The organism is Flavimobilis rhizosphaerae (genome assembly GCF_014852685.1).
Classification (GTDB): Bacteria; Actinomycetota; Actinomycetes; order Actinomycetales; family Cellulomonadaceae; genus Flavimobilis; species Flavimobilis rhizosphaerae.
Genome location: NZ_JACZDF010000001.1, coordinates 698,506 through 718,799, shown reverse-complemented (window position 1 = coordinate 718,799; position 20,294 = coordinate 698,506). Strand labels below are relative to the sequence as shown.

Genomic DNA, 20,294 nt, shown 5'->3' with positions numbered 1-20,294 from the left:
GGTCGTGCGATCTTCAGTGTGCGGACCCTGCCGGGCCGCGGATGCGTGGGGGTGCGCCTGCGGCGCGGTGGTCAGCTCGCCATGCGGCGGCGGGCGTCGACCATCCGTGCGAGCACGGTGGCCTCGACGACGTCGTCGCCGACCTGGATGCGCAGGCCGCCGACGACCGAGGGGTCGACGACGACGTTGAGCTGGACGGGCTTGCCGTACGCCTGGGCGAGCAGCGAACCGATCCGGTCCGTCTGCGCCTCCGTGAGAGGCACGGAGACGGTGGCGAGACCGACGAGGCGGTCACGCATGCCAGCAGCGATCTCCATGTACCAGCTGAGCGTGGCGACGAACCGACGCCCGCGCCGCAGACCGACGGCACGGCGGGCGAGCCGGCGCGTGGCCTCGTCGCCGCGGCCGTCGAGGATCGTCTCGAGGAGACGGATCCTCTCGGACTCGGTGACGTGCGGCGCGGAGAGCATCGAGCGGACGTCGGACGGGGAGCCGATGAGCGACCTCATGAGGGTGAAGAGCTCGTTCTCGACGGTCTCGAGCGTTCCCCGGGCCTGGGCCGACGCGAGGGTCGCCCCGACCGCGAGATCCTCGACGGCCTGCGCGAGGTCGGCGTCCGCCGACCAGCGCTGGGCCACGAGCTCGACGAGGACGTCGACGACACGGTCGTCGGCCTTCCCGCCGAGCACGCCCCGCACGAGCCCTGCCTTCGACGCGGCGTCGCGCGCCGGGTTGGCGAGGGCGCGCAGGAGCGCGGCGGATCCGTCGAGCGCGTCGAGCACGGTGAACAGCTGCTCACCGAGCTCAGCGGCGCCCTCGCCGGCGGCGCGCAGCACCGGGGCGAACCCGGCGCGCACGGCCTCCAGCGAACGCTGGCTGGTACCCCGCATCACTTCTCCTTGGCGGTGGTGAGGGCGGACGCCTCGAGCTCGTCGAGGAAGCGGTCCACGACGCGCGACTGGCGCGCGACGTCCTCGAGGGACTCGCCCACGATCTTCGAGGCGAGCTCGGTCGCGAGGGTGCCGACGTCGGCACGCAGCGTGACCGCTGCAGCCTGGCGCTCCGCGTCGATCTGGCGCTGAGCAGCCTCGAGGACCCGCTCTGCCTCGGCCGCGGCCTTGGCCCGGGCCTCGGCGACGATGGCCGTGGCCTCGTTGCGGGCGGAGTCCCGCACGTGGGCGGCCTCGGCGCGTGCCTCGCGGAGCAGCTGCTCCTGCTCGACGGCCGCAGTCTCGGCCATCGCCTTCGCCTCGTCGGCGAAGTTGAGACCGGCCTCGATCTTCGCGGTCCTCTCGTCGAGGATCTTCGTGAAGACGGGAAGCGCGTACTTGCCCAGCGCGAACGCGATGATCGCGAAACAGACCGCCGACCACACGATGTCATACGTCGCGGGACGAAGAAGCGGGTAGGTCCCGTCCACGGTCGCGGCGAGAATGGTCGTGGCGTCCATCGTCAGAAGACGAAGCCTGCAGCGAAGCCGATGAGGCCGAGGGCCTCGATGGCCGCGAGCGAGATGAACATGTTGGTGCGCAGGGCGCCGGCGACCTCAGGCTGGCGAGCAGTGGCCTCCTGCGTCTTGGCGACCATGATGCCGAGGCCGATTGCGGGGCCGAGCGCGGCGAGGCCGTAGCCGATGGTCGCGATGTCGCCCGTGATGGCGGCGAGGGTCGTGATGTCCACGAGTGTGTTCCTTCCAGTACGACCGGGATTCTCCCGGCCGGGGGTGAAGAGGGCAGGTCGGTCCGCGACCTGCCCCGGGAGGGGTGCTTAGTGGGCTTCCTCGGAGAGGTTGATGTACACCGCGGTGAGCAGGACGAAGATGTACGCCTGCAGGATCGCGATGAAGATCTCGAACACCGTGAAGGCGAAGCCTGCGGCGAGGGTGACGACGCCGATCGCCTTGAACGCGGCCGCGGCCTCGAGGAAGAGGAAGTGGGTCGCTGCGAAGCAGAGCACGAGCAGCAGGTGGCCCGCGACCATGTTGACGAGGAGTCGGATGGCGAGCGTCGCGGGACGCAGCACGAACGTCGAGATGATCTCGATGGGCGTGAGGATGATGTAGATCGGCCACGGGACGCCGGGCGGGAACAGGGCGCTGCGCAGGTAGCCGAGGCCGCCCTGCGCGCGCACGCCAGCGATGATGAACGCGCCGTAGGCGATGACCGCCATGACGATCGGGAACCCGATGACGCCCGAGCCGGCGATGTTGAGCGCGGGGACGATGCCCGTGATGTTCATCGCGAAGATCGCGAGGAACATGATCGTCAGGAGCGGCGTGTGACGGCGGGCCGTCTTCTTGCCGATGATCTCCTCGACGATGTTCACCCGCACGAAGTCGAGGACGAGCTCGATCGCACCCTGGGCGCGGCCCGGGACGAGCGTCGCGCGGCGCGCGACGAGGACGAAGACCGTCACGAGCACGAACGTGGCGAGGACGCGCACGAGGGTGATCCGGTTGAACTCGAAGGGCGTGCCCTCGAAGAAGATCGCCGGGGGGAAGAAGTCCGCCAGCGTCGGCGTGTGGAAGCCTCCACCTTCACCGTCACCGGCTGCGAGCACGGAGGCACCGTGAGTGGTCAGAGCGAACAGGGTGATCTCCCAGCGATCGTGTCGACGACATACCACACCACGCGGGTGCGGACGTGGGCCGTCGGACTACATTGTCGGAATCGGGTCCCAGACTAGCGTATGGAGCCGCGGCGAACTGTCGCAGCCGGAGGCCTCAGGACCCGCTGTGTGTGACGATCGCCACGCCCGCAGGGGTTGCGTACGTGCGATCGTCGGGAAGTGACGGCCTATGGGGCCTCGGCGTCAGGCCCCGTCTCCGTGCCGGAACGCTGTGTGAGATCCACGACAGGGATGCGGGCACGCTGCAGCTGCCACATCTCGAGCGCCATCGAGCCGACGACCGCGACGACGAGCACGACGAAGAAGACACCCTTGTGGAAGAACGTCGCGTCCTTGAGGAGCGCGAGCACGACGAGCAGGACGAGCATCTTCGCGAGCCACGCGCCGATGACCCACGCGTTCGTCACGTGCATCGGCTTGTCGGCCGTGCGCACCATGATGACCGCGGTCGTCACGGAGAAGAACGCCGCGACCCCCGCGCCGAGGAGCCCGCCCCAGAGGCCGGGCGTCCCTCCGACGAGCAGGCCGGCACCCGCGCCGAGCACGGCGACCGCGACGACGAAGAGCGTCACTGCACGGAGCACGCCTGCGAACGCGGCACGGACCGGGGACGGATCGGTGGGCTGGGACATGAGAGCTCCTGGTTCGGTCAGGCCCGCGAGGCGCCGGCCGTGACGGGGGCGGAGCCGCGTCGGCCGTGGTGGCCGAGCGGACCGAGGGTGAGTGCAAGGACGACGACGGAGGCGATGGCCATGCCGGCGAGCACCTGCGTCACGGTGAACGCGACGAGCGCGGCGGCGCCGAACGCGAGGACCGCCGTCCACAGGTACATGATGACGACCGCGCGACGGTGGGTGTGCCCAAGCTGCAGCAGCCGGTGGTGGAGGTGCATGCGGTCGGGATGGAACGGGCTCTTGCCCTGGAGCGTGCGTCGGAGGACGGCGAGCACCATGTCGAGGAGCGGGAGGACGATGATGGCTGCGGGCAGGAGGATCGGCAGGAACGCGGGGATCGACTGGCCCTCGGAGATGCGTGCCGGGTCGATGCGTCCGGTGACGGCGATCGCGGCGGCCGCGATGACGAGGCCGATGAGCATCGAGCCCGAGTCGCCCATGAAGAGTCGCGAGGGATGGAAGTTGTGCGGCAGGAAGCCGAGGCACACGCCCACGAGGGCGATCGTCGCGAGGCTCGCAAGGTCGGAGTAGTCCGTGGGGTTCGTCGACTGCGTGAGCAGGTAGGTGTAGAGGAAGAACGCGCTGCCGCCGATCGCGATGAGACCCGCGGCGAGCCCGTCGAGGCCGTCGACGAAGTTCACGGCGTTCATCGCGGTGACGACCGCGAGGACCGTGAGAAACAGGGAGAGGCGGCCCGAGCCGATCGTCAGCCCGCCGATCGGCACCGTGATGAGCTGGACGCCCTGCCAGGCCATGACGCCGGCCGCGAGGATCTGCCCCGCGAGCTTCGTCATCCAGTCGAGGTCCCAGATGTCGTCCGCCGCGCCGAGCAGCGCGACGAGGCCGGCGCCGAGGAGGATCGCCCACGCCTCCCCCGACGCGAAGACGTCCTCGAGGAAGCCGATCTTCGAGGCCACGAGGAACGACACCGCGAGCCCCGCAAGCATCGCGAGTCCGCCGAGGCGCGGGGTCGGCACCGTGTGGACGTCGCGCGAGCGCACAGCGGTCATCCCGCCCGTGCGCATGGCGATCCACCGCGCGAGCGGCGTGAGGAGGAAGGTCACGGTCGCGGCGACGAGTGCGACGAGCAGATAGGCCCTCACCGGAGCGCTTCGGGGGTCTCGTCCCCCGTGCCCTCCGCCGGGGCGGACGGCGCGTCGAGAGTCGGCGCGGCTGGAGTCGGCTCGGCGGGCGCGGGCTCGCCCGCGTCACGCAGCCCGGGCACAACCTCGCGCAGCCGCTCGAGCGAGATCGCGCCCGCGCGGACGACGACGGGCACGTCGCCCGTCGCGTCGACGATCGTCGACGCGACGCCCCCGGGGACGGGGCCGCCGTCGAGGTAGACCGCGACCGCGCCGCCGAGCTGCGCGGCGGCGTCGGCGACCTCGAGCGCGGCCGCCTGCCCCGTGAGGTTGGCGCTCGAGACCGCGAGCGGTCCCGTGCGCCGCAGGAGCGCGAGCGCGGCCGGGTGGTCAGGCATGCGGAGGGCGACGGTGCCGTGGGTCTCGCCGAGGTCCCACGCGAGGGTCGGCTGCGCGCGGCAGATGAGCGTGAGCCCGCCCGGCCAGAACGCGTCGACGAGCGCACGCACGTCGTCGGAGACCTCGGTTGCGAGGCCGTCGAGCGTGCGGGCATCGGGCACGAGGACCGGCGGCGGCATCTGCCGGCCGCGGCCCTTGGCCGCGAGCACGGCCGCGACGGCCGCGGGCGAGAACGCGTCCGCACCGACGCCGTAGACGGTGTCGGTCGGCAGGACGACGACGGCTCCGCGCTGGACGGCGGCCACGGCCTCGTCGAGTGCGGGCCCCCACGACTGAGGGTCGGAAGCGGGGAGGATCGCGTGCGTCACGACTCCGATCCTCCCACGACTGCGAGCGGCCGACGTGCGACGACCGTCCTGGGGCGACCGGTGAGGTCCGGGACGGTGCGCACGTCGACGAGGCCCGCAGCCGCGGCCATCGCGCGCGCGGCCTCGGCCTGGACCTCGGCGTGCTCCATGACGTAGAGCCCGCCGGGACGCAGGAGCCGCACGGCCGCGGCCGTGACGCCGCGGGGCACCTCGAGGCCGTCGACGCCGAGGCCGTAGAGCGCGACCGCGGGGTCGTGCCGGGCGACCTCGGGGTCGCGCGGCACCGCGTCGGAGGGCACGTACGGGGGGTTGGAGACGACGACGTCGACCGTGCCGTCGAGGTGACGGAGCGCGGTGCGGGCGTCACCCCGGACGAGCCCGACGCGCGCCCCGGTCGCTGCCTCGACGCGCGCGACGTTGCGTGCGGCCCACGCGTGCGCGTCGGCGTCGAGCTCGACCGCACGGACCTCCGCGCCCGGGACCTCGGTCGCGACCGCGAGCGCGATCGCGGCCGACCCCGTGCAGAGGTCGACGACGAGGGCGTCGCCGCGCTCCGCGACGACGCTGGCAGCCTCGTCGATCGCGACCTGTGCGACGTCCTCCGTCTCGGGGCGCGGCACGAAGACGCCGGGCCCGACCTCGAGATCGAGGTGCCGGAAGGGGGCGCGGCCCGTGAGGTGCTGGAGGGGACGGCGCTCGGCGCGCGCCGCGACGAGCCGCGCGAACGCGTCGGCGACGTCGGGGCCGAGGTCGGCGAGCGTCCGGCCGAGGAGGCTCGCAGTCGTCACCGCCGAGCGGTCGGCGCCCGCGGCGTGCGCGCACAGCAGCTCGGCGTCGACACGCGGGCTGGGCACGCCCGCGTCCGCGAGCAGCGCGTCGGCGAGCGCGAGCGCGTCCCGGACGCGTGTCGTCCCGGCGAGGTCCATGGTCACTCGGACGTGCCGGCGAGGCGCGCTGCCTCGTCGGCCTCGATCGCCGACGCGATGACGGGGCCGAGCTCGCCGTCGAGCACCGTGTCGAGGTTGTACGCCTTGTAGCCGGTGCGGTGGTCCGCGATGCGGTTCTCGGGGAAGTTGTAGGTGCGGATCCGCTCGGAGCGGTCGACGGTCCGCACCTGCGAGCGTCGGATGTCGTTCGCGGCGGCGGCCGCCTCCTCCTGCTGCGCGGCGAGGAGGCGCGCGCGCAGGACGCGCATGGCCTGCTCGCGGTTCTGCAGCTGGGACTTCTCGTTCTGCATCGAGACGACGATGCCGGTCGGCACGTGCGTGATGCGGACCGCGGAGTCGGTCGTGTTGACCGACTGGCCGCCCGGGCCGGACGAGCGGTAGACGTCGATGCGCAGGTCGTTCGGGTCGATGACGACCTCGCCCGCGTCCTCGACCTCGGGGAAGACGAGCACACCGACCGCCGACGTGTGGATGCGTCCCTGCGACTCCGTGACGGGCACGCGCTGGACGCGATGGACGCCACCCTCGTACTTGAGGGCCGCCCACACGCCGTCCTCGGGGGCGACGGTGCGACGCGCCTTGACGGCGACCTGGACGTCCTTGAAGCCGCCGAGGTCCGACTCGGTGCGCTCGAGGATCTCGGTGCGCCAGCCGCGGTGCTCCGCGTAGCGCAGGTACATGCGCAGCAGGTCGCCCGCGAAGAGCGCGGACTCCTCGCCGCCCTCCCCCGCCTTGATCTCGAGGATGACGTCGCGCGCGTCGTCGGGGTCACGTGGCACGAGGACGCGCCGCAGGTGCTCGGCCGCGTCCGTCGCGGCCTCCTCGAGGCCGGGGACCTCGGCGGCGAACCCCTCGTCCTCCCCGGCCATCTCGCGCGCCGCGCCGAGGTCGTCCTCGGCGGCGCGCCACGCACGGTACGCGCCGACGACGCGGCCGAGCTCGGCATAGCGACGGCCGAGGGTACGCGCACGGTCGCCGTCGGCGTGGACCGCGGGGTCGGCGAGCTGCTGCTCGATCTCGGCGTGCTCGGCGAGGAGGGGCTCGACGGCCGCGAAGGCCTCGGGCCCGACGGGGGTGCTCATCAGTGCCTCTCGTGCTCGGGGGATCCCGGGCGGTAGGCCCGGGAACGGCCGACGCCGGCGGGTCCACGGCTCCGACTGCCCCTGGAGAGGTTGTCGGTCGTGGTCCCGCCGGCGTCGGTGAGAAAGCTAGTTGGCAGCCTTCTTGCCGTAGCGAGCCTCGAAGCGCGCGACGCGGCCGCCCGTGTCGAGGATCTTCTGCTTGCCCGTGTAGAACGGGTGGCAGGCGCTGCACACGTCCGCGCGGATCTCGCCCGAGGTCTTCGTCGAGCGCGTGGTGAACGTGTTGCCACAGGTGCAGTAGACCGTGGTCTCCACGTACTCCGGGTGGATGTCCTTCTTCATGGTTCTCCTCATGTGAGAGGGTCCCGGGTCGCCCGCACCTCGCGGCCGTGAACCGGAATCCCAGCGCTCCATTGTGCCACGGCCGTCAAGGCTCGTGCGCGGTGCGTGCGGTGGGGCCGCTCACGTCGGCGCAGCCCGGCGCGCACCGGCTGCCGAGAGGACCCGCGCCCCTACGATGGTGCGGATGCGCCGCGCCGCGGCGCGCCGGCCGAGGAGGACAGGTGCCCAGGACGCTCATCGTCACGAACGACTTCCCGCCCCGCCAGGGAGGGATCGAGGCGTTCGTCCAGGCGGTCGCCGACAGGTTTCCCGCGGACGAGGTCGTCGTTCACACGTCCGCGATGCCGGGCTCCGCCGAGCTCGACGCGACCCTCCCCTACCCCGTCGTCCGCGACCGGCGCACGACGCTCCTGCCGACGGCACGCGTGCGCCGCGAGGTCCTCGAGACGTTCCGGACCTACGAGTGCGACCGTGTCGTGTTCGGCGCGTCGGCGCCGCTCGCGCTCCTCGCCCCGGCGCTGCGCGAGGCCGGGGCGCAGCGCATCGTCGGCATCACGCACTCCGCCGAGACCTGGTGGGCACGCGTCCCCGGTGTGCGGCGCGTCATCCGCACCGCGGGCGAGGCGACCGACCACGTCACCTTCATCAACGACTGGTGCCGCGACATCATCGCGCGGCCCATGACCCCGGCGGCCCGCGACCGTATGCGCCGCCTCCACCCGGGCGCCGACGTCACCCGCTTCCGGCCCGACAACGGCGGCGCCGAGGTGCGTGCGCGCCTCGGCATCGCGCCCGACGCGCCTGTCGTCGTGTGCGCCGCACGGCTCGTCGCACGCAAGGGCCAGGACCTGCTCGTGCGCGCGTGGCCGACCGTCCTCGCCTCCGTGCCCGGGGCGGTCCTTCTCATCGTCGGTGACGGCTCGGCCCGACGCCCCGTCGAGAAGCTCGTCGCCCGGCACGGCGTCGGCGACAGCGTCATCCTCACCGGCCCGCTCCCCTGGGCCGAGGTCCCCCCGTACGTCGACGCGGGCGACGTCTTCGCGATGCCGTCCCGCACCCGGCTCATGGGCCTCGAGCCCGAGGGGCTGCCCCTCGCCTTCTTCGAGGGCGCCGCGACCGGTCTGCCGGTCATCGTCGGCCGCTCGGGCGGCGCGCCCGACGCGATCGAGGAGGGCGTCACCGGCTACGTCGTGGACCCGCGCGACCCTGCCGACATCGCCGCGCGCATCGTCGAGCTCCTCGAGGACCCCGAGAAGGCACGGCGCATGGGTGCCGCCGGCCGCGAGCGCGTCGCCCGTGACTGGACGTGGGACGAGGTCGCGCAGACCCTTCAGGGCTACCTCGGGCTGCCGCGCGCCTGAACGTCACGCCAACGGGCGGGCGCGGCCCGACGGGGGTCGCCCCGCCCTCACGCCTCCCCAGCGTCTGACCTGTCGGGAAAAGTGGACACGTGCCGACGCTTCCGAAGTAGCCGACTCGTCACTAGTCTCGTCATCGACGAGGGCAGAACTGCCCCGACGACGAGGAGACACCTATGAAGAAAATCGTCTCGGCGGCACTGGCCGCCGGACTCGCACTCGGCGCAGCCGGTGTCGCTACGGCCCCTGCCGCCCAGGCCGCTGTCGGCCCCGCCAAGTTGGTGACCACCACGTGCGCCGACATCGTGCTCCTCGGCGTCGCAGGGTCGGGTGAGCGCACAGACGCGAAGATCAAGGAGTTCGGCGGGTACGGCGAGACGGTCCGCAACGTTCTCAACCGGATCGAGAGCGACCTCAAGGCCTCCTCGTACCGCACCACCCGGGTGACGACGTTCAAGAAGGAAGCGCTCAACTACCCTGCCGCCGGCCTGCCGAAAAAAGTGACGGCCACGGAGGTCACCAACTACGTCAAGTCCGCCGACACCGGCGTCACGAAGCTGCGGGACCGCATCGCGCACTATCGCAAGACCTGCCCGAGCGCCAAGGTCGTCGTCGTCGGATACTCCCAGGGCGCGTGGGTGACGCATGCCGCGCTCGCCAGCTTTGGCACCAACACGGACGTCGTCAGAAACGTCAAGGCCACGATCCTCCTCGCCGACCCGAACAACGACACGAGCGTCATGTATGGCAACCTCGTCAACTCGTCCGGCAAGCACGTCTGGGAGAGCCAGTGGGACAAGATCAAGGGGCTCGGCACCGCGGGTGAGAGTGCGCTGCGCTCCGCCGCGACCGTCTCGACGACGGCCAGAGAGTTCTGGCTCGCCTACCAGAAGGCTGTGACCAAAATCGACCGCCTGCGTCCGGGCAGGTACAGCTCGCTCCTCAAGGACCAGAACCGGACCGTCTCCTTCTGCGCCAACCGCGACCCGCTGTGCAGCTTCGGCTTCAGGACCATCCCCGGCATCACCGCGTGGACCGCCCACAGCAGCACCTACAAGACGTCGACGGTGGCAGGGCTCGTCTCCGCGTACGTCACTCCCCGCGTCATGCCCTCGTCAGGCAACGGCGCGTGCGACCCTGGCGAGATGTGCGCGTACACCAACGCCTCGAGGAGCAGGCTTGTGCTCGACTCCGCCAAGATCGGCGGCACAAAGGTCGTCACGGGGTTTGCACGCGACTCGATCAGCTCGGTCTGGAACCGGTCGATGTACCGGTGGGCAGCAGTGAACAAGCGGACCTCCCGCCCGGACGAGAGGCTCGTCGTCGAGCCGCTCCAGTACCACGCGAACCTCGCCACCCTCCCCGACAAGATCAAGTGGAACGACGCGATCGACCACTTCGACGTGCTGCGCGACTGACGTCCGACCGGCCGTCGGACCGCGTGCGGCGGCCGGACCCCCCTCCACCGTCCCCTCCCTCAGACAGGACACCTCGATGCACCCAGACACTCCCGCGCGGCACACGCGCGCCCGTCGTGGCGCCGCCGCGCTCGTCATCGCGCTGGCCCTCGCGGCCGGCGCGGCCGCACCGGCCCAGGCAGCACCCGCCACAACCGAGGCGACGACCACGGTCGTCACGGCCACCGCCAAGCGCGTGACGACCGGCAAGATCAAGGTGACCATCAAGGCCCCCAAGGCCTGGTGGAGCACCGCGAACGTCGAGTCGGTCATGCTCATGACCGTTGTCGACGGCGTCACGTACCCGGTCGGCATCACCGCGAAGCAGCGGGGCAAGGTCTTCACGTTCTCCGGCGTGCCTGCCGGGAAGTACTCCGTCGCGATCAGCGGCCTCAACACCGCCAAGCGCATCACCGTGAGCAAGGGACGGACCTCCGCTGTCGCACTCACTGCGCGCACAGGCAAGGCCACGATCTCGGGCGTCGTCCGTGATCGCCACGGCAAGGTGTACGAGGGTGTCGGGGTCGTCGTGCGCGACGCGAACGGAACCGACCTCGGTGCCACCAGCACCGACGAGCGCGGCCGCTACACGATCCGTGGGGCCGTCCGCGGCAGCTATGTCGTCCTCGCCGACCCTGCCGACGGCAACGAGCACGCGCCGGACCTCTCCTGGCAGAAGCGGGGCGTCCTCACGAAGAAGCGCGTCACGAGCCGCACGACAGGCACCACGACGGCGAACATCACGCTCGCGCGCGGCACGACCGTCACCGGCATGGTCGTCGACCGCACGAAGAGGCCCCTCGCCGGAACGACCGTCTATGTCGTCTCGGCGGACGGCTGGGGCGAGTACGTCGAGACCGATGCCGACGGTCGGTGGCAGGTGACGGGTCTGTGGGCAGGTCGATGGTGGGTGTTCTCGACGCACGAGGACGCGGGTGACGAGCCGACGGTCCGCTTCACCCTCCGTCGAGGCCAGGCCAAGCACCGCGCACCGACGCTCATCGACACGCGTCGCTGACGCGTCAGCGCAGGTACGCCGGAGCCCCCGCGGCCTCACGGTCACGGGGGCTCCGTCGTACGTGCGCGGGGACTCAGACGGTCTTGCCGGCGTCCTCGTCGTGCGCGGTCGTCGGCGTCGTCTTCTGCACCTGGAGGAGGAACTCGACGTTCGACTTCGTCTCCTTGAACTTGCCGAGCAGCAGCTCGATCGCCTGCTGCTGGTCGAGCCCGGAGAGCAGGCGGCGGAGCTTCCAGACGATCTTCAGCTCGTCGCCGCCCATGAGGATCTCCTCACGGCGGGTGCCCGACGCGTTGACGTCGACGGCCGGGAAGATGCGCTTGTCCGCGAGGTTGCGCGACAAGCGGAGCTCCATGTTGCCCGTGCCCTTGAACTCCTCGAAGATCACCTCGTCCATCTTCGAGCCCGTCTCGACGAGCGCCGACGCGAGGATGGTGAGCGAACCGCCGTTCTCGATGTTGCGTGCCGCACCGAAGAACCGCTTGGGCGGGTAGAGCGCCGACGCGTCAACACCGCCGGAGAGGATGCGACCCGACGCCGGGGCCGCGAGGTTGTACGCACGCGAGAGTCGCGTGAGCGAGTCGAGGAGCACGACGACGTCCTGGCCGAGCTCGACGAGGCGCTTGGCGCGCTCGATCGCGAGCTCCGCGACCATCGTGTGGTCCGTCGCGGGGCGGTCGAACGTCGAGGCGATGACCTCGCCGTCGACGGTCCGCTCCATGTCGGTGACCTCCTCAGGACGCTCGTCGACGAGGACGACCATGAGGTGCACCTCGGGGTTGTTCACGGCGATCGAGTTCGCGATCTGCTGCATGATGATCGTCTTGCCGGCCTTGGGCGGCGCGACGATGAGACCACGCTGGCCCTTGCCGATGGGTGCGACGATGTCGATGACGCGCGGCGTGAGCTTCGTCGCCCCGGGGTTCTCGAGACGCAGGCGCTCCTGCGGGTAGAGCGGCGTGAGCTTCGGGAAGTCGGGACGCTCGAGCGCCTTCGACGGCGCGTCGCCGTTGACCGAGTCGAGCCGGACGAGCGCGTTGGCCTTAGCACGCGCGATGTTCGACTGCGGCATCTGGTCACCGTCGCGCGGCTGGCGCACGGCGCCCGTGATCGCGTCGCCGCGACGCAGGCCGGCCTTCTTCACCTGGCCCATCGAGACGTAGACGTCGCTCGGGCCGGGCAGGTAGCCGCTCGTACGGACGAACGCCATGTTGTCGCGGATGTCGAGGATCCCGGCGATGGGCAGGAGGACGTCGTCCTCGTGGATCTCGAAGTCCTCGGTCGCGAGGTCGAGGTTGCCCGTGCGGCTGCGGCCGCGCTTGCGGTCGCGCTCGCGGTAGCGGTCGCGCCCGCGACGGCGGCGTCCACCCCGCTCGTCGTCGTCGAAGCGCTGGTCCTGCTGGTGCTCACCGGCCTGCCGCGGCCCGGCCTGCGAGCTCTGCTGCTGGCTCTGCGGCGGAGCCTGCTTGCCCTGCTGGCTGTTCTGAGGCTGACCGTTCTGGCCCTGGCTGTTCTGGCCCTGGCTGTCGGCCGGGCCCTGGTCGCGGCCCGCGCGACGGCGTGGGCCACGCTCGAGGCCGCGCTCGATCGACGCAAGGTCGGCGGCGACGGCCTCACGCGCGGCACGAGGAGTCTCGTCCTTCGACGTGTCCGCGCCACGGTCGTCGCCGCGACGCTGGCCGGACCGAGCCTCGGCCCGCTTGCGCGCCTCCTCGGCACGCTGCTCGGCGTCGTCGCTGCGACGCTGACGCTCGGCGCGAGCCGGACGGTCCGCGTCCTCGCGGGCGGGGCGCTCGTCACTGGCGGGACGCTCGTCGCCGGCGGGACGCTCGGCCCGCGCGGGTCGCTCGGCCCGGGCAGGGCGCTCAGCGCGGGCGGGACGCTCGGCACGTTCCTCGCGCGCAGGCGCCGCTGCCTTCTCGGTGCTCGGTGCGGTGGTCGCGGCGGTCGCGGGCTTCTCTGCCGGCGCAGCCTTCTGGGCGCGGGCTGCCGTCGCGGCGCCGCCGCGGGCTCCCTTGATGGCCTCGACAAGATCGCTCTTGCGCATCTTCGAGGTTCCCTTGACGCCGAGGCCGGAGGCGACGGCCTGGAGCTCGGCGAGGCGCATCGCGCTGAGAGCGCCTGAGGGAGCGGAGGTGGTGTCAGTCACTGAGGACCCTTCCCCTGGTGTTGCGGTGCGCCGCCCGTGCGGTCGACCGCTGGTGTGGAGGCCACGCGCGTCTCCTGCGCGCTGACCGTCCGGACGTGACTACCCCGTGCTCTCGCACGTGCAGGGGCCGGCAAGGTGCCGACGCGACGTTCCGGAGACGCACCCCCGTGTGGCTGCCCGGCGCGTCGCGGCGCGGGCGCACCCGGTCTCAGGAGAATCACCGGGGGAACAGACTCATGGTACACGAGCGGAACGCGCTCACGCGTGCCCTGTGCACGCGCGCGTCAGAGTCTCTCAGCGTGCGCGCCGACGGCGTCGATGCCGGGGCACGACGCCCGCCAGGCGGGCGCACCGTCGAGCAGCTCCGCGACGGCGTCGGCGACAAGGTCGCCGTCGCTCGCCCGTCCGAGCACGAGGACCGTCGGCCCTGCACCCGAGACGACCGCGGCGAGCCCACGCTCGCGCAGCGCGTGGACGAGGTCGACGGAGCCGCGCATGACGTCACCGCGGTAGTCCTGGTGGAGCCGGTCCTCCGTCGCCTCGAGCAGGAGCTCGGGTCGACGTGTGAGCGCCTCGACGAGCAGCGCGGCGCGGCCCGCGTTGAACGCTGCGTCGGCGTGCGGCACGTGCGTCGGCAGGACGCCGCGCGCACGCTTCGTCGCGAGCCGCTCCGTCGGCACGAGCACCCACGGCTCGACGTCCGGGTGGACCTCGAGGCGTGTGGCACGAGCTCCGTCGACGCCCTGCCAGGCGACGGTCGCGCCGCCGAGGATCGCGGGCGCAGCGTTGTCCGGGTGACCCTCGAAGCTCGTCGCGAGACGCAGCGCCACACGGTCGTCGAGCGCCTCCGGATCGGCGATGAGGGCGCGCGCCGCGGCGATGCCCGCGACGACCGCCGCCGCGGACGACCCCATGCCGCGGCCGTGCGGGATCTCGTTCGTGCACGTCATGCGCACGCCGATCTGCGGCGCACCGACGAGGTCGAGCGCGGCGCGCAGCGCACGCACGACGAGGTGCTGCTCGTCGAGCGGCACCTCCCCCGCCCCCTCGCCGACGACCGTGACATCGGTCGTGTCCGTGCCGAGCGCCTGCACATCGAGGACGTCGTGGCGGCCGAGCGCGAGGCCCATCGAGTCGAAGCCCGGGCCGAGGTTCGCGCTCGTCGCAGGAACCGTCACCCGGACGTGGTCGTGACCGAGCCGCATGGTCAGACGAGGCCGAGGGCGTCGGCGACCGACATGACGTCGACCTGGACCTTCTGCGGCTCGACGTCCGCGCCGTCGAGCGTGCGCAGCGCCCACTGCGGGTCCTTAAGACCGTGGCCGGTCACCGTGATCGTCACGCGCGCGCCCGCGGGCACGAGACCACGCTCGGCACGCATGAGCAGGCCCGCGACGCCCGCCGCGGAGGCGGGCTCGACGAACACACCGACCTCGGCTGAGAGGATGCGGTGCGCGGCGAGGATCTGCTCGTCGGTGACGGCCTCGATGACGCCGCCCGAGGTGTCACGCGCCTCGATCGCCTGGTCCCACGACGCCGGCTTGCCGATGCGGATCGCGGTCGCGATCGTCTCGGGCTCGTCGACCGGGTATCCCTTGACGAGCGGCGAGGCACCCTCGGCCTGGAAGCCCCACATCTGCGGCGTGCGGGACGCGACTCCGGCCTCGGCGTACTCGCGGAAGCCCTTCCAATAGGCCGTGATGTTCCCGGCGTTGCCGACGGGCAGGCAGTGGATGTCCGGGGCGTCGCCGAGGACGTCGACGATCTCGAAGGACGCGGTCTTCTGACCCTCGATGCGGTCGGGGTTGACGGAGTTCACGAGCTCGACCGGGTAGACCTCGGCGAGCTTGCGCGCGATGTCGAGGCAGTCGTCGAAGTTGCCGTCGACCTGGAGCAGGCGTGCGCCGTGCGCGATCGCCTGGCTGAGCTTGCCCATGGCGATCTTGCCGTCGGGCACGAGGACCGCGCACGTCATGCCCGCGGCGGTCGCGTACGCCGCGGCCGACGCCGACGTGTTGCCGGTCGAGGCGCACACGACGGCCTTCGCGCCGCGCGCGGCGGCCGCCGAGATCGCGGTCGTCATGCCGCGGTCCTTGAACGAGCCGGTCGGGTTCATGCCCTCGACCTTGACGAAGACCTGCGCGCCCGTGCGGCGCGAGAGCGCGGGGGCGGGCACGAGCGGCGTACCACCCTCGCCGAGCGTCACGACGTGCGTGCGCAGGTGCTCGGGGAGCAGGTCGCCGTACTCGCGGATGATTCCCTGCCACTGGTGGGCCATCAGGCTCCCTCTACTCTCAGGACGGAGGTGACTTCCTTGACGACGTCGAGGGCGCGCACGGCCTCGACAGTGGCCGCGAGCGCGGCCTCGGGTGCGGAGTGCGTCGTGAGCACGAGGCGGGCGCCGCCGTCGGCGGTCTCTCCCTGCTGACGCATCGCGGCGATCGAGACGTCGCGCTCGGCGACGACGCCTGCGACGCGGGCGAGGACGCCCGGGCGGTCGTCGACGAGCACGCGGATCTGGTAGCGGGTCACGGCCGAGTCGGCGGCGGCGAGCGGCAGGTCGGCGTAGCGCGACTCGTCGGGCCCCTTGCCGCCGAGCACGCGGTGGCGGGCCACGGAGACGACGTCGCCGACGACGGCGGACGCCGTCGGCGCACCGCCGGCGCCGCGGCCGTAGAACATGAGCTCGCCCGCGGCCTCGGCCTCGACGAAGACGGCGTTGAACGCGCCGCCGACGGTCGCGAGCGGGTGCGTCGCGGGGACGAGCGACGGGTGGACGCGCACGGCGACGCCGTCGTCGGTGAGCTCGGCGATCGCGAGGAGCTTGATGACGTGGCCCGTCGCGGTCGCCCAGGCGACGTCGTCGGCCGAGACCTTCGTGATGCCCTCGCACGCGACGTCGTCGAGCGTCACGCGGGTGTGGAACGCGAGCGACGCGATGATCGCGGCCTTGGCCGCGGCGTCGTGGCCCTCGACGTCGGCCGTGGGGTCGGCCTCGGCGTAGCCGAGCTCCTGCGCGGTACGCAGGACGTCGTCGAACGCGAGGCCCTTCGTCGTCATCTCGTCGAGGATGTAGTTCGTCGTGCCGTTGACGATGCCGAGGACGCGGCGCACGCGGTCGCCCGCGAGCGACTCGCGCAGCGGTCGCACGAGCGGGATCGCGCCCGCGACGGCGGCCTCGAAGTAGACGTCGACGCCTGCGGCGTCGGCGGCCTGGTAGAGCTCGGGGCCGTGCTGCGCGAGGAGCGCCTTGTTCGCGGTGACGACGCTCGCGCCGTGCTCGATCGCGCGCAGCAGGAGGCCGCGCGCAGGCTCGATGCCCCCCATGAGCTCGACGACGATGTCGGCGCGCGTCACGAGGTCGGCGGCGTCCGTCGTGAGGAGGGCACGCGGGACGACCTCGTCGCGGGGGGCGTCGACGTCACGGACGGCGACGCCGACGAGCTCGAGCGGGGCGCCGACGCGTGCCGCGAGGTCCTCGGCCTGCTCGGTGAGCAGCCGCACGACCTGCGTGCCGACGACGCCGCAGCCCAGCAGGGCGATGCGCAGGGCGCTGGACGGTGCAGGCACCGGTCCTCCTTCGTTCGGGGCGCGCTGCGCCCCGGATCGGCCGCCGCTCCAGGCCGGGCGCGGCGGGGTCGTGCACAGGATAGGCGTCGGCCGGGCGGCCGTGCCGGTCCGTCCACGTCCGTGGACGGACCGGCACTGTCAGCCGACGTCGAGCCCGAGCAGGTCGTCCTCGGTCTCGCGGCGCACGAGCACGCGCGTCCCACCCTCGGCGAGGGCGATGACAGGCGGGCGCGGCACCAGGTTGTAGTTCGACGCCATCGAACGTCCGTAGGCGCCCGTCGCGGCGACGAGCAGGAGGTCGCCCGCACGCACGTCCGCGGGCAGCCACACGTCGTGGACGACGATGTCGCCCGACTCGCAGTGCTTGCCGACGACGCGCGCGAGCGCGGGCGGGGCCGTCGAGAGGCGGCCCGCGATCTCGGCGTGGTAGGCAGCGCCGTAGAGCGCGGGGCGCACGTTGTCGCTCATGCCGCCGTCGACGGACACGTAGAGGCGGGTCGTCGTGTCGTCGACGCGCACGGGCTTGATCGTGCCGACCGTGTAGAGCGTCGTCCCCGGCGGGCCGGCGATCGAGCGGCCGGGCTCGATCGAGAAGCGCGGCAGGGGCTGGCCGAGGTTCGCGGCGACGTCCGCGACGGCCGTGGCAATCTCCTTGGCGACGCGCTCGGGGTCGAGCGCGACCTCGCCCGGCAGGTACGCGATGCCGTAGCCGCCGCCGAGGTCGACCTCGTCGACGAGGACCCCGGTCCGTGCGGCAAGCGTGCCGCGGAGCTCGAGCACCCTGTGCGCGGCCGCCGCGAAGCCGGACGCGTCGAGGATCTGGGAGCCGATGTGCGAGTGGATGCCTTGGAGCGTGAGCTCGGGGCGTGCGAGCACCGCGAGCAGTCCCGCGAGCGCGGGGCTGTCCGCACCTTCGCGTGACGTGACGGAGAGGCCGAACTTCTGGTCCTCGTGGGCCGTCGCGATGTACTCGTGGCCGCCCGCGTGGACGCCCGTCGTCACGCGCACCATGACGGGCGCGGTGACACCGCGCGCGCCGGCGGCGTCTGCGACCCGCTCGATCTCCGCGAGGGAGTCGACGATGATGCGTCCGACCCCCTCGTCGAGGGCGCGCGCGATCTCTGCGTCGGACTTGTTGTTGCCGTGGAGGCCGATGTCCGCGCCGGGCACCCCCGCGCGGAGCGCCGTGAGGAGCTCTGCGCCCGACGCGGTGTCGATGCGCAGGCCCTCGGCGTGCATCCAGCGTGCGACGGCCGTCGAGAGGAAGGCCTTGCCCGCGTAGTAGACGTCGACCTCGGCGCCGATCTCGGCGAACGCCGCCTCGAACGCCGTGCGGTAGGCGCGTGCGCGGCCGCGCATGTCAGCCTCGTCGACGAGGTAGGCGGGCGTGCCGTGCTCGGCGGCGACCTCACGGACGTCGACGCCCGCGACGTGCACGACGCCGTCGCCGTCGCGGCGCGCCGAGCGGGGCCACGGCTCACCGGGCATCGACGTGCCGCCCGGCACCTGTGCGGGCACGGGCCCGCCGGCCGCGGCGCTCACATGCGCTCCGGTGCGGAGACGCCGAGCAGGCCGAGGCCGTTCGCGAGGACCTGACGGGTCGCGTCGTTGAGCCACAGGCGCGTGCGGTGCTCGTCGCCCACGGGCTCGTCGCCGAGCGGCGTCACGCGACGCTCGCCGTACCACTTGTGGTACGAGCCGGCGAGGGCCTCGAGGTAGCGGGCGACGCGGTGCGGCTCGCGGAGCTCCGCGGCCTGCGCGACGACGCGCGGGAACTCGGTGAGCGCGCCGAGGAGCGCGGCCTCGGTCGCGTGGTCGAGGAGCGACGGGTCGAAGCCGTCCTCGCGGCGGACCCCGTGCTCGGCGGCGTTGCGCGCGACGTTCGCGGTGCGGGCGTGCGCGTACTGCACGTAGAAGACGGGGTTCTCGTTGCTCGCGCGGGCGAGCAGGTCGAGGTCGAGGTCGATCGAGGAGTCCGACGACGAGCGTGCGAGCGAGTAGCGGGCGGCGTCGACGCCGACGATCTCGACGAGGTCCTCGAGCGTGACGATCGTGCCGGCGCGCTTCGACATGCGCAGTGGCTGGCCGTCCTTGAGGAGGTTGACCATCTGCCCGATGAGAATCTGGAGGTTGACGTTCGGGGTGTCGCCGAACGCGGCGCACACGGCCTGCATGCGCGCGACGTAGCCGTGGTGGTCGGCGCCGAGCATGAGGATCTCGACGTCGAAGCCGCGCTCCCGCTTGTCGAGGTAGTAGGCGATGTCGCCCGCGATGTAGGCGGCGTCGCCGTCGGACTTCACGACGACGCGGTCCTTGTCGTCCCCGAAGTCGGTCGTGCGCAGCCACGTGGCGCCGTCCTTCTCGAAGATGTGCCCGGCGGCGCGCAGCCGCTCGATGGCGCGCTCGACGGCCCCCGACTCGTGGAGCGAGTCCTCGTGGAAGAAGACGTCGAAGTCCACGCCGAACTCGTGGAGCGACTGCTTGATCTCGCCGAACATGCGCTCGACGCCACGCGCACGGAAGACCTCCTGGGCCTCCGCGTCGGGGAGCGTGAGCGGGTCCGGCTCGCCCGCCGCGGCGACGTCCGCCTGGACGGCGTCGGCGATGTCCTGGATGTACTGGCCGCCGTAGCCGTCCTCGGGCGCCTCCTCACCGCGGGCGCGCGCGAGCAGCGACCGTGCGAAGCGGTCGATCTGCGCGCCGTGGTCGTTGAAGTAGTACTCGCGCGTCACGTCGGCGCCCTGCGCCTCGAGGACGCGCGCGAGCGAGTCGCCGACCGCGGCCCAGCGGACGCCGCCGATGTGGATGGGGCCCGTGGGGTTCGCGGAGACGAACTCGAGGTTGATCTTCTTGCCAGCCTCGGCCGTGCCGCGGCCGTAGGCCGCGCCTGCCTCGAGGATCGTGCGTGCGAGCTCGCCCGCCGCTGCGGCCTCGAGCGTGATGTTGAGGAAGCCGGGGCCTGCGACGTCGACCTTCGCGACGCCCGGCGTCGCGCCGAGGCGCGCTGCGAGATCCTCGGCGAGGACGCGCGGGGCGACGCCCGCCTTCTTCGCGAGCTGGAGCGCGACGTTCGTCGCCCAGTCACCGTGCTCACGCTGGCGGGGTCGCTCGACGTGGACGGTCGCCGGGAGGTCCTCGGCAGGCAGGGCCAGGGTGCCGTCAGCGACGGCGGCGGCGAGGGCGGAACTGATCGCGTGGGAGAGCTCGTCGGGAGTCACCG

The 20,294-nt window shown here is 72.3% G+C and carries 19 protein-coding genes; 3 read left to right on the top strand and 16 right to left on the bottom strand.

Features of this window, described 5'->3' with window-relative positions; translation table 11 throughout:
- Positions 1 to 71 precede the first annotated feature (71 nt).
- The 10 genes from IGS67_RS03055 to rpmE all read right to left on the bottom strand — a co-directional run bounded on the left by IGS67_RS03055 (position 72) and on the right by rpmE (position 7,522).
- Positions 72 to 890, bottom strand: coding sequence for a F0F1 ATP synthase subunit delta (locus IGS67_RS03055; RefSeq protein ID WP_192277659.1), 819 nt, complete (start codon positions 888 to 890; stop codon positions 72 to 74).
- Positions 890 to 1,450 carry a F0F1 ATP synthase subunit B gene (locus IGS67_RS03050; RefSeq protein ID WP_192277658.1) on the bottom strand — a complete coding sequence of 187 codons (561 nt, stop codon included), beginning with the start codon at positions 1,448 to 1,450 and terminating at the stop codon, positions 890 to 892. Before IGS67_RS03050 ends, IGS67_RS03055 begins: the two co-directional genes overlap by 1 nt.
- Positions 1,451 to 1,452: 2 nt before the next feature.
- Positions 1,453 to 1,680, bottom strand: coding sequence for an ATP synthase F0 subunit C (atpE, locus tag IGS67_RS03045; protein ID WP_328741380.1), 228 nt, complete (start codon positions 1,678 to 1,680; stop codon positions 1,453 to 1,455).
- An 87-nt stretch (positions 1,681 to 1,767) separates the two neighbouring features.
- Positions 1,768 to 2,559 carry a F0F1 ATP synthase subunit A gene (atpB, locus tag IGS67_RS03040; RefSeq protein ID WP_328741379.1) on the bottom strand — a complete coding sequence of 264 codons (792 nt, stop codon included), beginning with the start codon at positions 2,557 to 2,559 and terminating at the stop codon, positions 1,768 to 1,770.
- 236 nt (positions 2,560 to 2,795) lie between these two features.
- A complete protein-coding gene (locus IGS67_RS03035; RefSeq protein ID WP_192277656.1) occupies positions 2,796 to 3,260 on the bottom strand; it encodes a hypothetical protein in 465 nt (154 codons plus the stop codon).
- Positions 3,261 to 3,277: 17 nt separating this feature from the next.
- Positions 3,278 to 4,405, bottom strand: coding sequence for an MraY family glycosyltransferase (locus IGS67_RS03030; protein WP_192277654.1), 1,128 nt, complete (start codon positions 4,403 to 4,405; stop codon positions 3,278 to 3,280).
- On the bottom strand, positions 4,402 to 5,151 hold the full coding sequence (locus IGS67_RS03025) for an L-threonylcarbamoyladenylate synthase (protein ID WP_328741378.1): 750 nt from the start codon (positions 5,149 to 5,151) through the stop codon (positions 4,402 to 4,404). Before IGS67_RS03025 ends, IGS67_RS03030 begins: the two co-directional genes overlap by 4 nt.
- Positions 5,148 to 6,077, bottom strand: a complete 930-nt coding sequence (prmC, locus tag IGS67_RS03020; RefSeq protein ID WP_192277652.1) for a peptide chain release factor N(5)-glutamine methyltransferase — start codon at positions 6,075 to 6,077, stop codon at positions 5,148 to 5,150. Before prmC ends, IGS67_RS03025 begins: the two co-directional genes overlap by 4 nt.
- Before the next feature lie 2 nt (positions 6,078 to 6,079).
- Complete coding sequence (prfA, locus tag IGS67_RS03015; protein ID WP_192277650.1) at positions 6,080 to 7,180, bottom strand: peptide chain release factor 1; 1,101 nt, start codon at positions 7,178 to 7,180, stop codon at positions 6,080 to 6,082.
- A 126-nt stretch (positions 7,181 to 7,306) separates the two neighbouring features.
- On the bottom strand, positions 7,307 to 7,522 hold the full coding sequence (rpmE, locus tag IGS67_RS03010; RefSeq protein ID WP_102507654.1) for a 50S ribosomal protein L31: 216 nt from the start codon (positions 7,520 to 7,522) through the stop codon (positions 7,307 to 7,309).
- A 221-nt stretch (positions 7,523 to 7,743) separates the two neighbouring features.
- Here rpmE and IGS67_RS14280 point away from each other — a divergent pair, with 221 nt between their 5' ends.
- The 3 genes from IGS67_RS14280 to IGS67_RS02995 all read left to right on the top strand — a co-directional run bounded on the left by IGS67_RS14280 (position 7,744) and on the right by IGS67_RS02995 (position 11,355).
- On the top strand, positions 7,744 to 8,883 hold the full coding sequence (locus tag IGS67_RS14280) for a glycosyltransferase family 4 protein (RefSeq protein ID WP_192277648.1): 1,140 nt from the start codon (positions 7,744 to 7,746) through the stop codon (positions 8,881 to 8,883).
- A 173-nt stretch (positions 8,884 to 9,056) separates the two neighbouring features.
- Positions 9,057 to 10,298, top strand: coding sequence for a cutinase family protein (locus tag IGS67_RS03000; RefSeq protein ID WP_192277646.1), 1,242 nt, complete (start codon positions 9,057 to 9,059; stop codon positions 10,296 to 10,298).
- A 76-nt stretch (positions 10,299 to 10,374) separates the two neighbouring features.
- Positions 10,375 to 11,355, top strand: coding sequence for an MSCRAMM family protein (locus tag IGS67_RS02995; RefSeq protein ID WP_192277644.1), 981 nt, complete (start codon positions 10,375 to 10,377; stop codon positions 11,353 to 11,355).
- 73 nt (positions 11,356 to 11,428) lie between these two features.
- On the opposite strand, the gene rho is transcribed toward IGS67_RS02995, so the two are convergent.
- The 6 genes from rho to argS all read right to left on the bottom strand — a co-directional run bounded on the left by rho (position 11,429) and on the right by argS (position 20,292).
- Complete coding sequence (gene rho, locus IGS67_RS02990; protein WP_192277642.1) at positions 11,429 to 13,504, bottom strand: transcription termination factor Rho; 2,076 nt, start codon at positions 13,502 to 13,504, stop codon at positions 11,429 to 11,431.
- A 284-nt stretch (positions 13,505 to 13,788) separates the two neighbouring features.
- Positions 13,789 to 14,709, bottom strand: coding sequence for a homoserine kinase (thrB, locus tag IGS67_RS02985; RefSeq protein WP_192277640.1), 921 nt, complete (start codon positions 14,707 to 14,709; stop codon positions 13,789 to 13,791).
- Between the two features lie 2 nt (positions 14,710 to 14,711).
- Complete coding sequence (gene thrC / locus IGS67_RS02980; RefSeq protein WP_192277638.1) at positions 14,712 to 15,782, bottom strand: threonine synthase; 1,071 nt, start codon at positions 15,780 to 15,782, stop codon at positions 14,712 to 14,714.
- Entirely contained in the window at positions 15,782 to 17,074 is a 1,293-nt protein-coding gene (locus IGS67_RS02975; protein ID WP_192277636.1) for a homoserine dehydrogenase, read from the bottom strand. The genes thrC and IGS67_RS02975 overlap by 1 nt, the downstream gene beginning before the upstream one ends.
- A gap of 138 nt (positions 17,075 to 17,212) precedes the next feature.
- On the bottom strand, positions 17,213 to 18,562 hold the full coding sequence (gene lysA, locus IGS67_RS02970) for a diaminopimelate decarboxylase (protein WP_192277890.1): 1,350 nt from the start codon (positions 18,560 to 18,562) through the stop codon (positions 17,213 to 17,215).
- Positions 18,563 to 18,612: 50 nt separating this feature from the next.
- Complete coding sequence (argS, locus tag IGS67_RS02965) at positions 18,613 to 20,292, bottom strand: arginine--tRNA ligase (RefSeq protein WP_192277634.1); 1,680 nt, start codon at positions 20,290 to 20,292, stop codon at positions 18,613 to 18,615.
- Between the last annotated feature and the right edge of the window lie 2 nt (positions 20,293 to 20,294).

What these genes read in the sequence shown, in the direction of transcription:
- IGS67_RS03055 (WP_192277659.1), bottom strand. Translation starts at nt 890, where the DNA reads ATGCGGGGTACCAGCCAGCGTTCGCTGGAGGCCGTGCGCGCCGGGTTC.
- IGS67_RS03050 (WP_192277658.1), bottom strand. Translation starts at nt 1,450, where the DNA reads ATGGACGCCACGACCATTCTCGCCGCGACCGTGGACGGGACCTACCCG.
- IGS67_RS03035 (WP_192277656.1), bottom strand. Translation starts at nt 3,260, where the DNA reads ATGTCCCAGCCCACCGATCCGTCCCCGGTCCGTGCCGCGTTCGCAGGC.
- prmC (WP_192277652.1), bottom strand. Translation starts at nt 6,077, where the DNA reads ATGGACCTCGCCGGGACGACACGCGTCCGGGACGCGCTCGCGCTCGCC.
- prfA (WP_192277650.1), bottom strand. Translation starts at nt 7,180, where the DNA reads ATGAGCACCCCCGTCGGGCCCGAGGCCTTCGCGGCCGTCGAGCCCCTC.
- rpmE (WP_102507654.1), bottom strand. Translation starts at nt 7,522, where the DNA reads ATGAAGAAGGACATCCACCCGGAGTACGTGGAGACCACGGTCTACTGC.
- IGS67_RS03000 (WP_192277646.1), top strand. Translation starts at nt 9,057, where the DNA reads ATGAAGAAAATCGTCTCGGCGGCACTGGCCGCCGGACTCGCACTCGGC.
- IGS67_RS02995 (WP_192277644.1), top strand. Translation starts at nt 10,375, where the DNA reads ATGCACCCAGACACTCCCGCGCGGCACACGCGCGCCCGTCGTGGCGCC.
- thrB (WP_192277640.1), bottom strand. Translation starts at nt 14,709, where the DNA reads ATGCGGCTCGGTCACGACCACGTCCGGGTGACGGTTCCTGCGACGAGC.
- thrC (WP_192277638.1), bottom strand. Translation starts at nt 15,782, where the DNA reads ATGGCCCACCAGTGGCAGGGAATCATCCGCGAGTACGGCGACCTGCTC.
- lysA (WP_192277890.1), bottom strand. Translation starts at nt 18,562, where the DNA reads ATGCCCGGTGAGCCGTGGCCCCGCTCGGCGCGCCGCGACGGCGACGGC.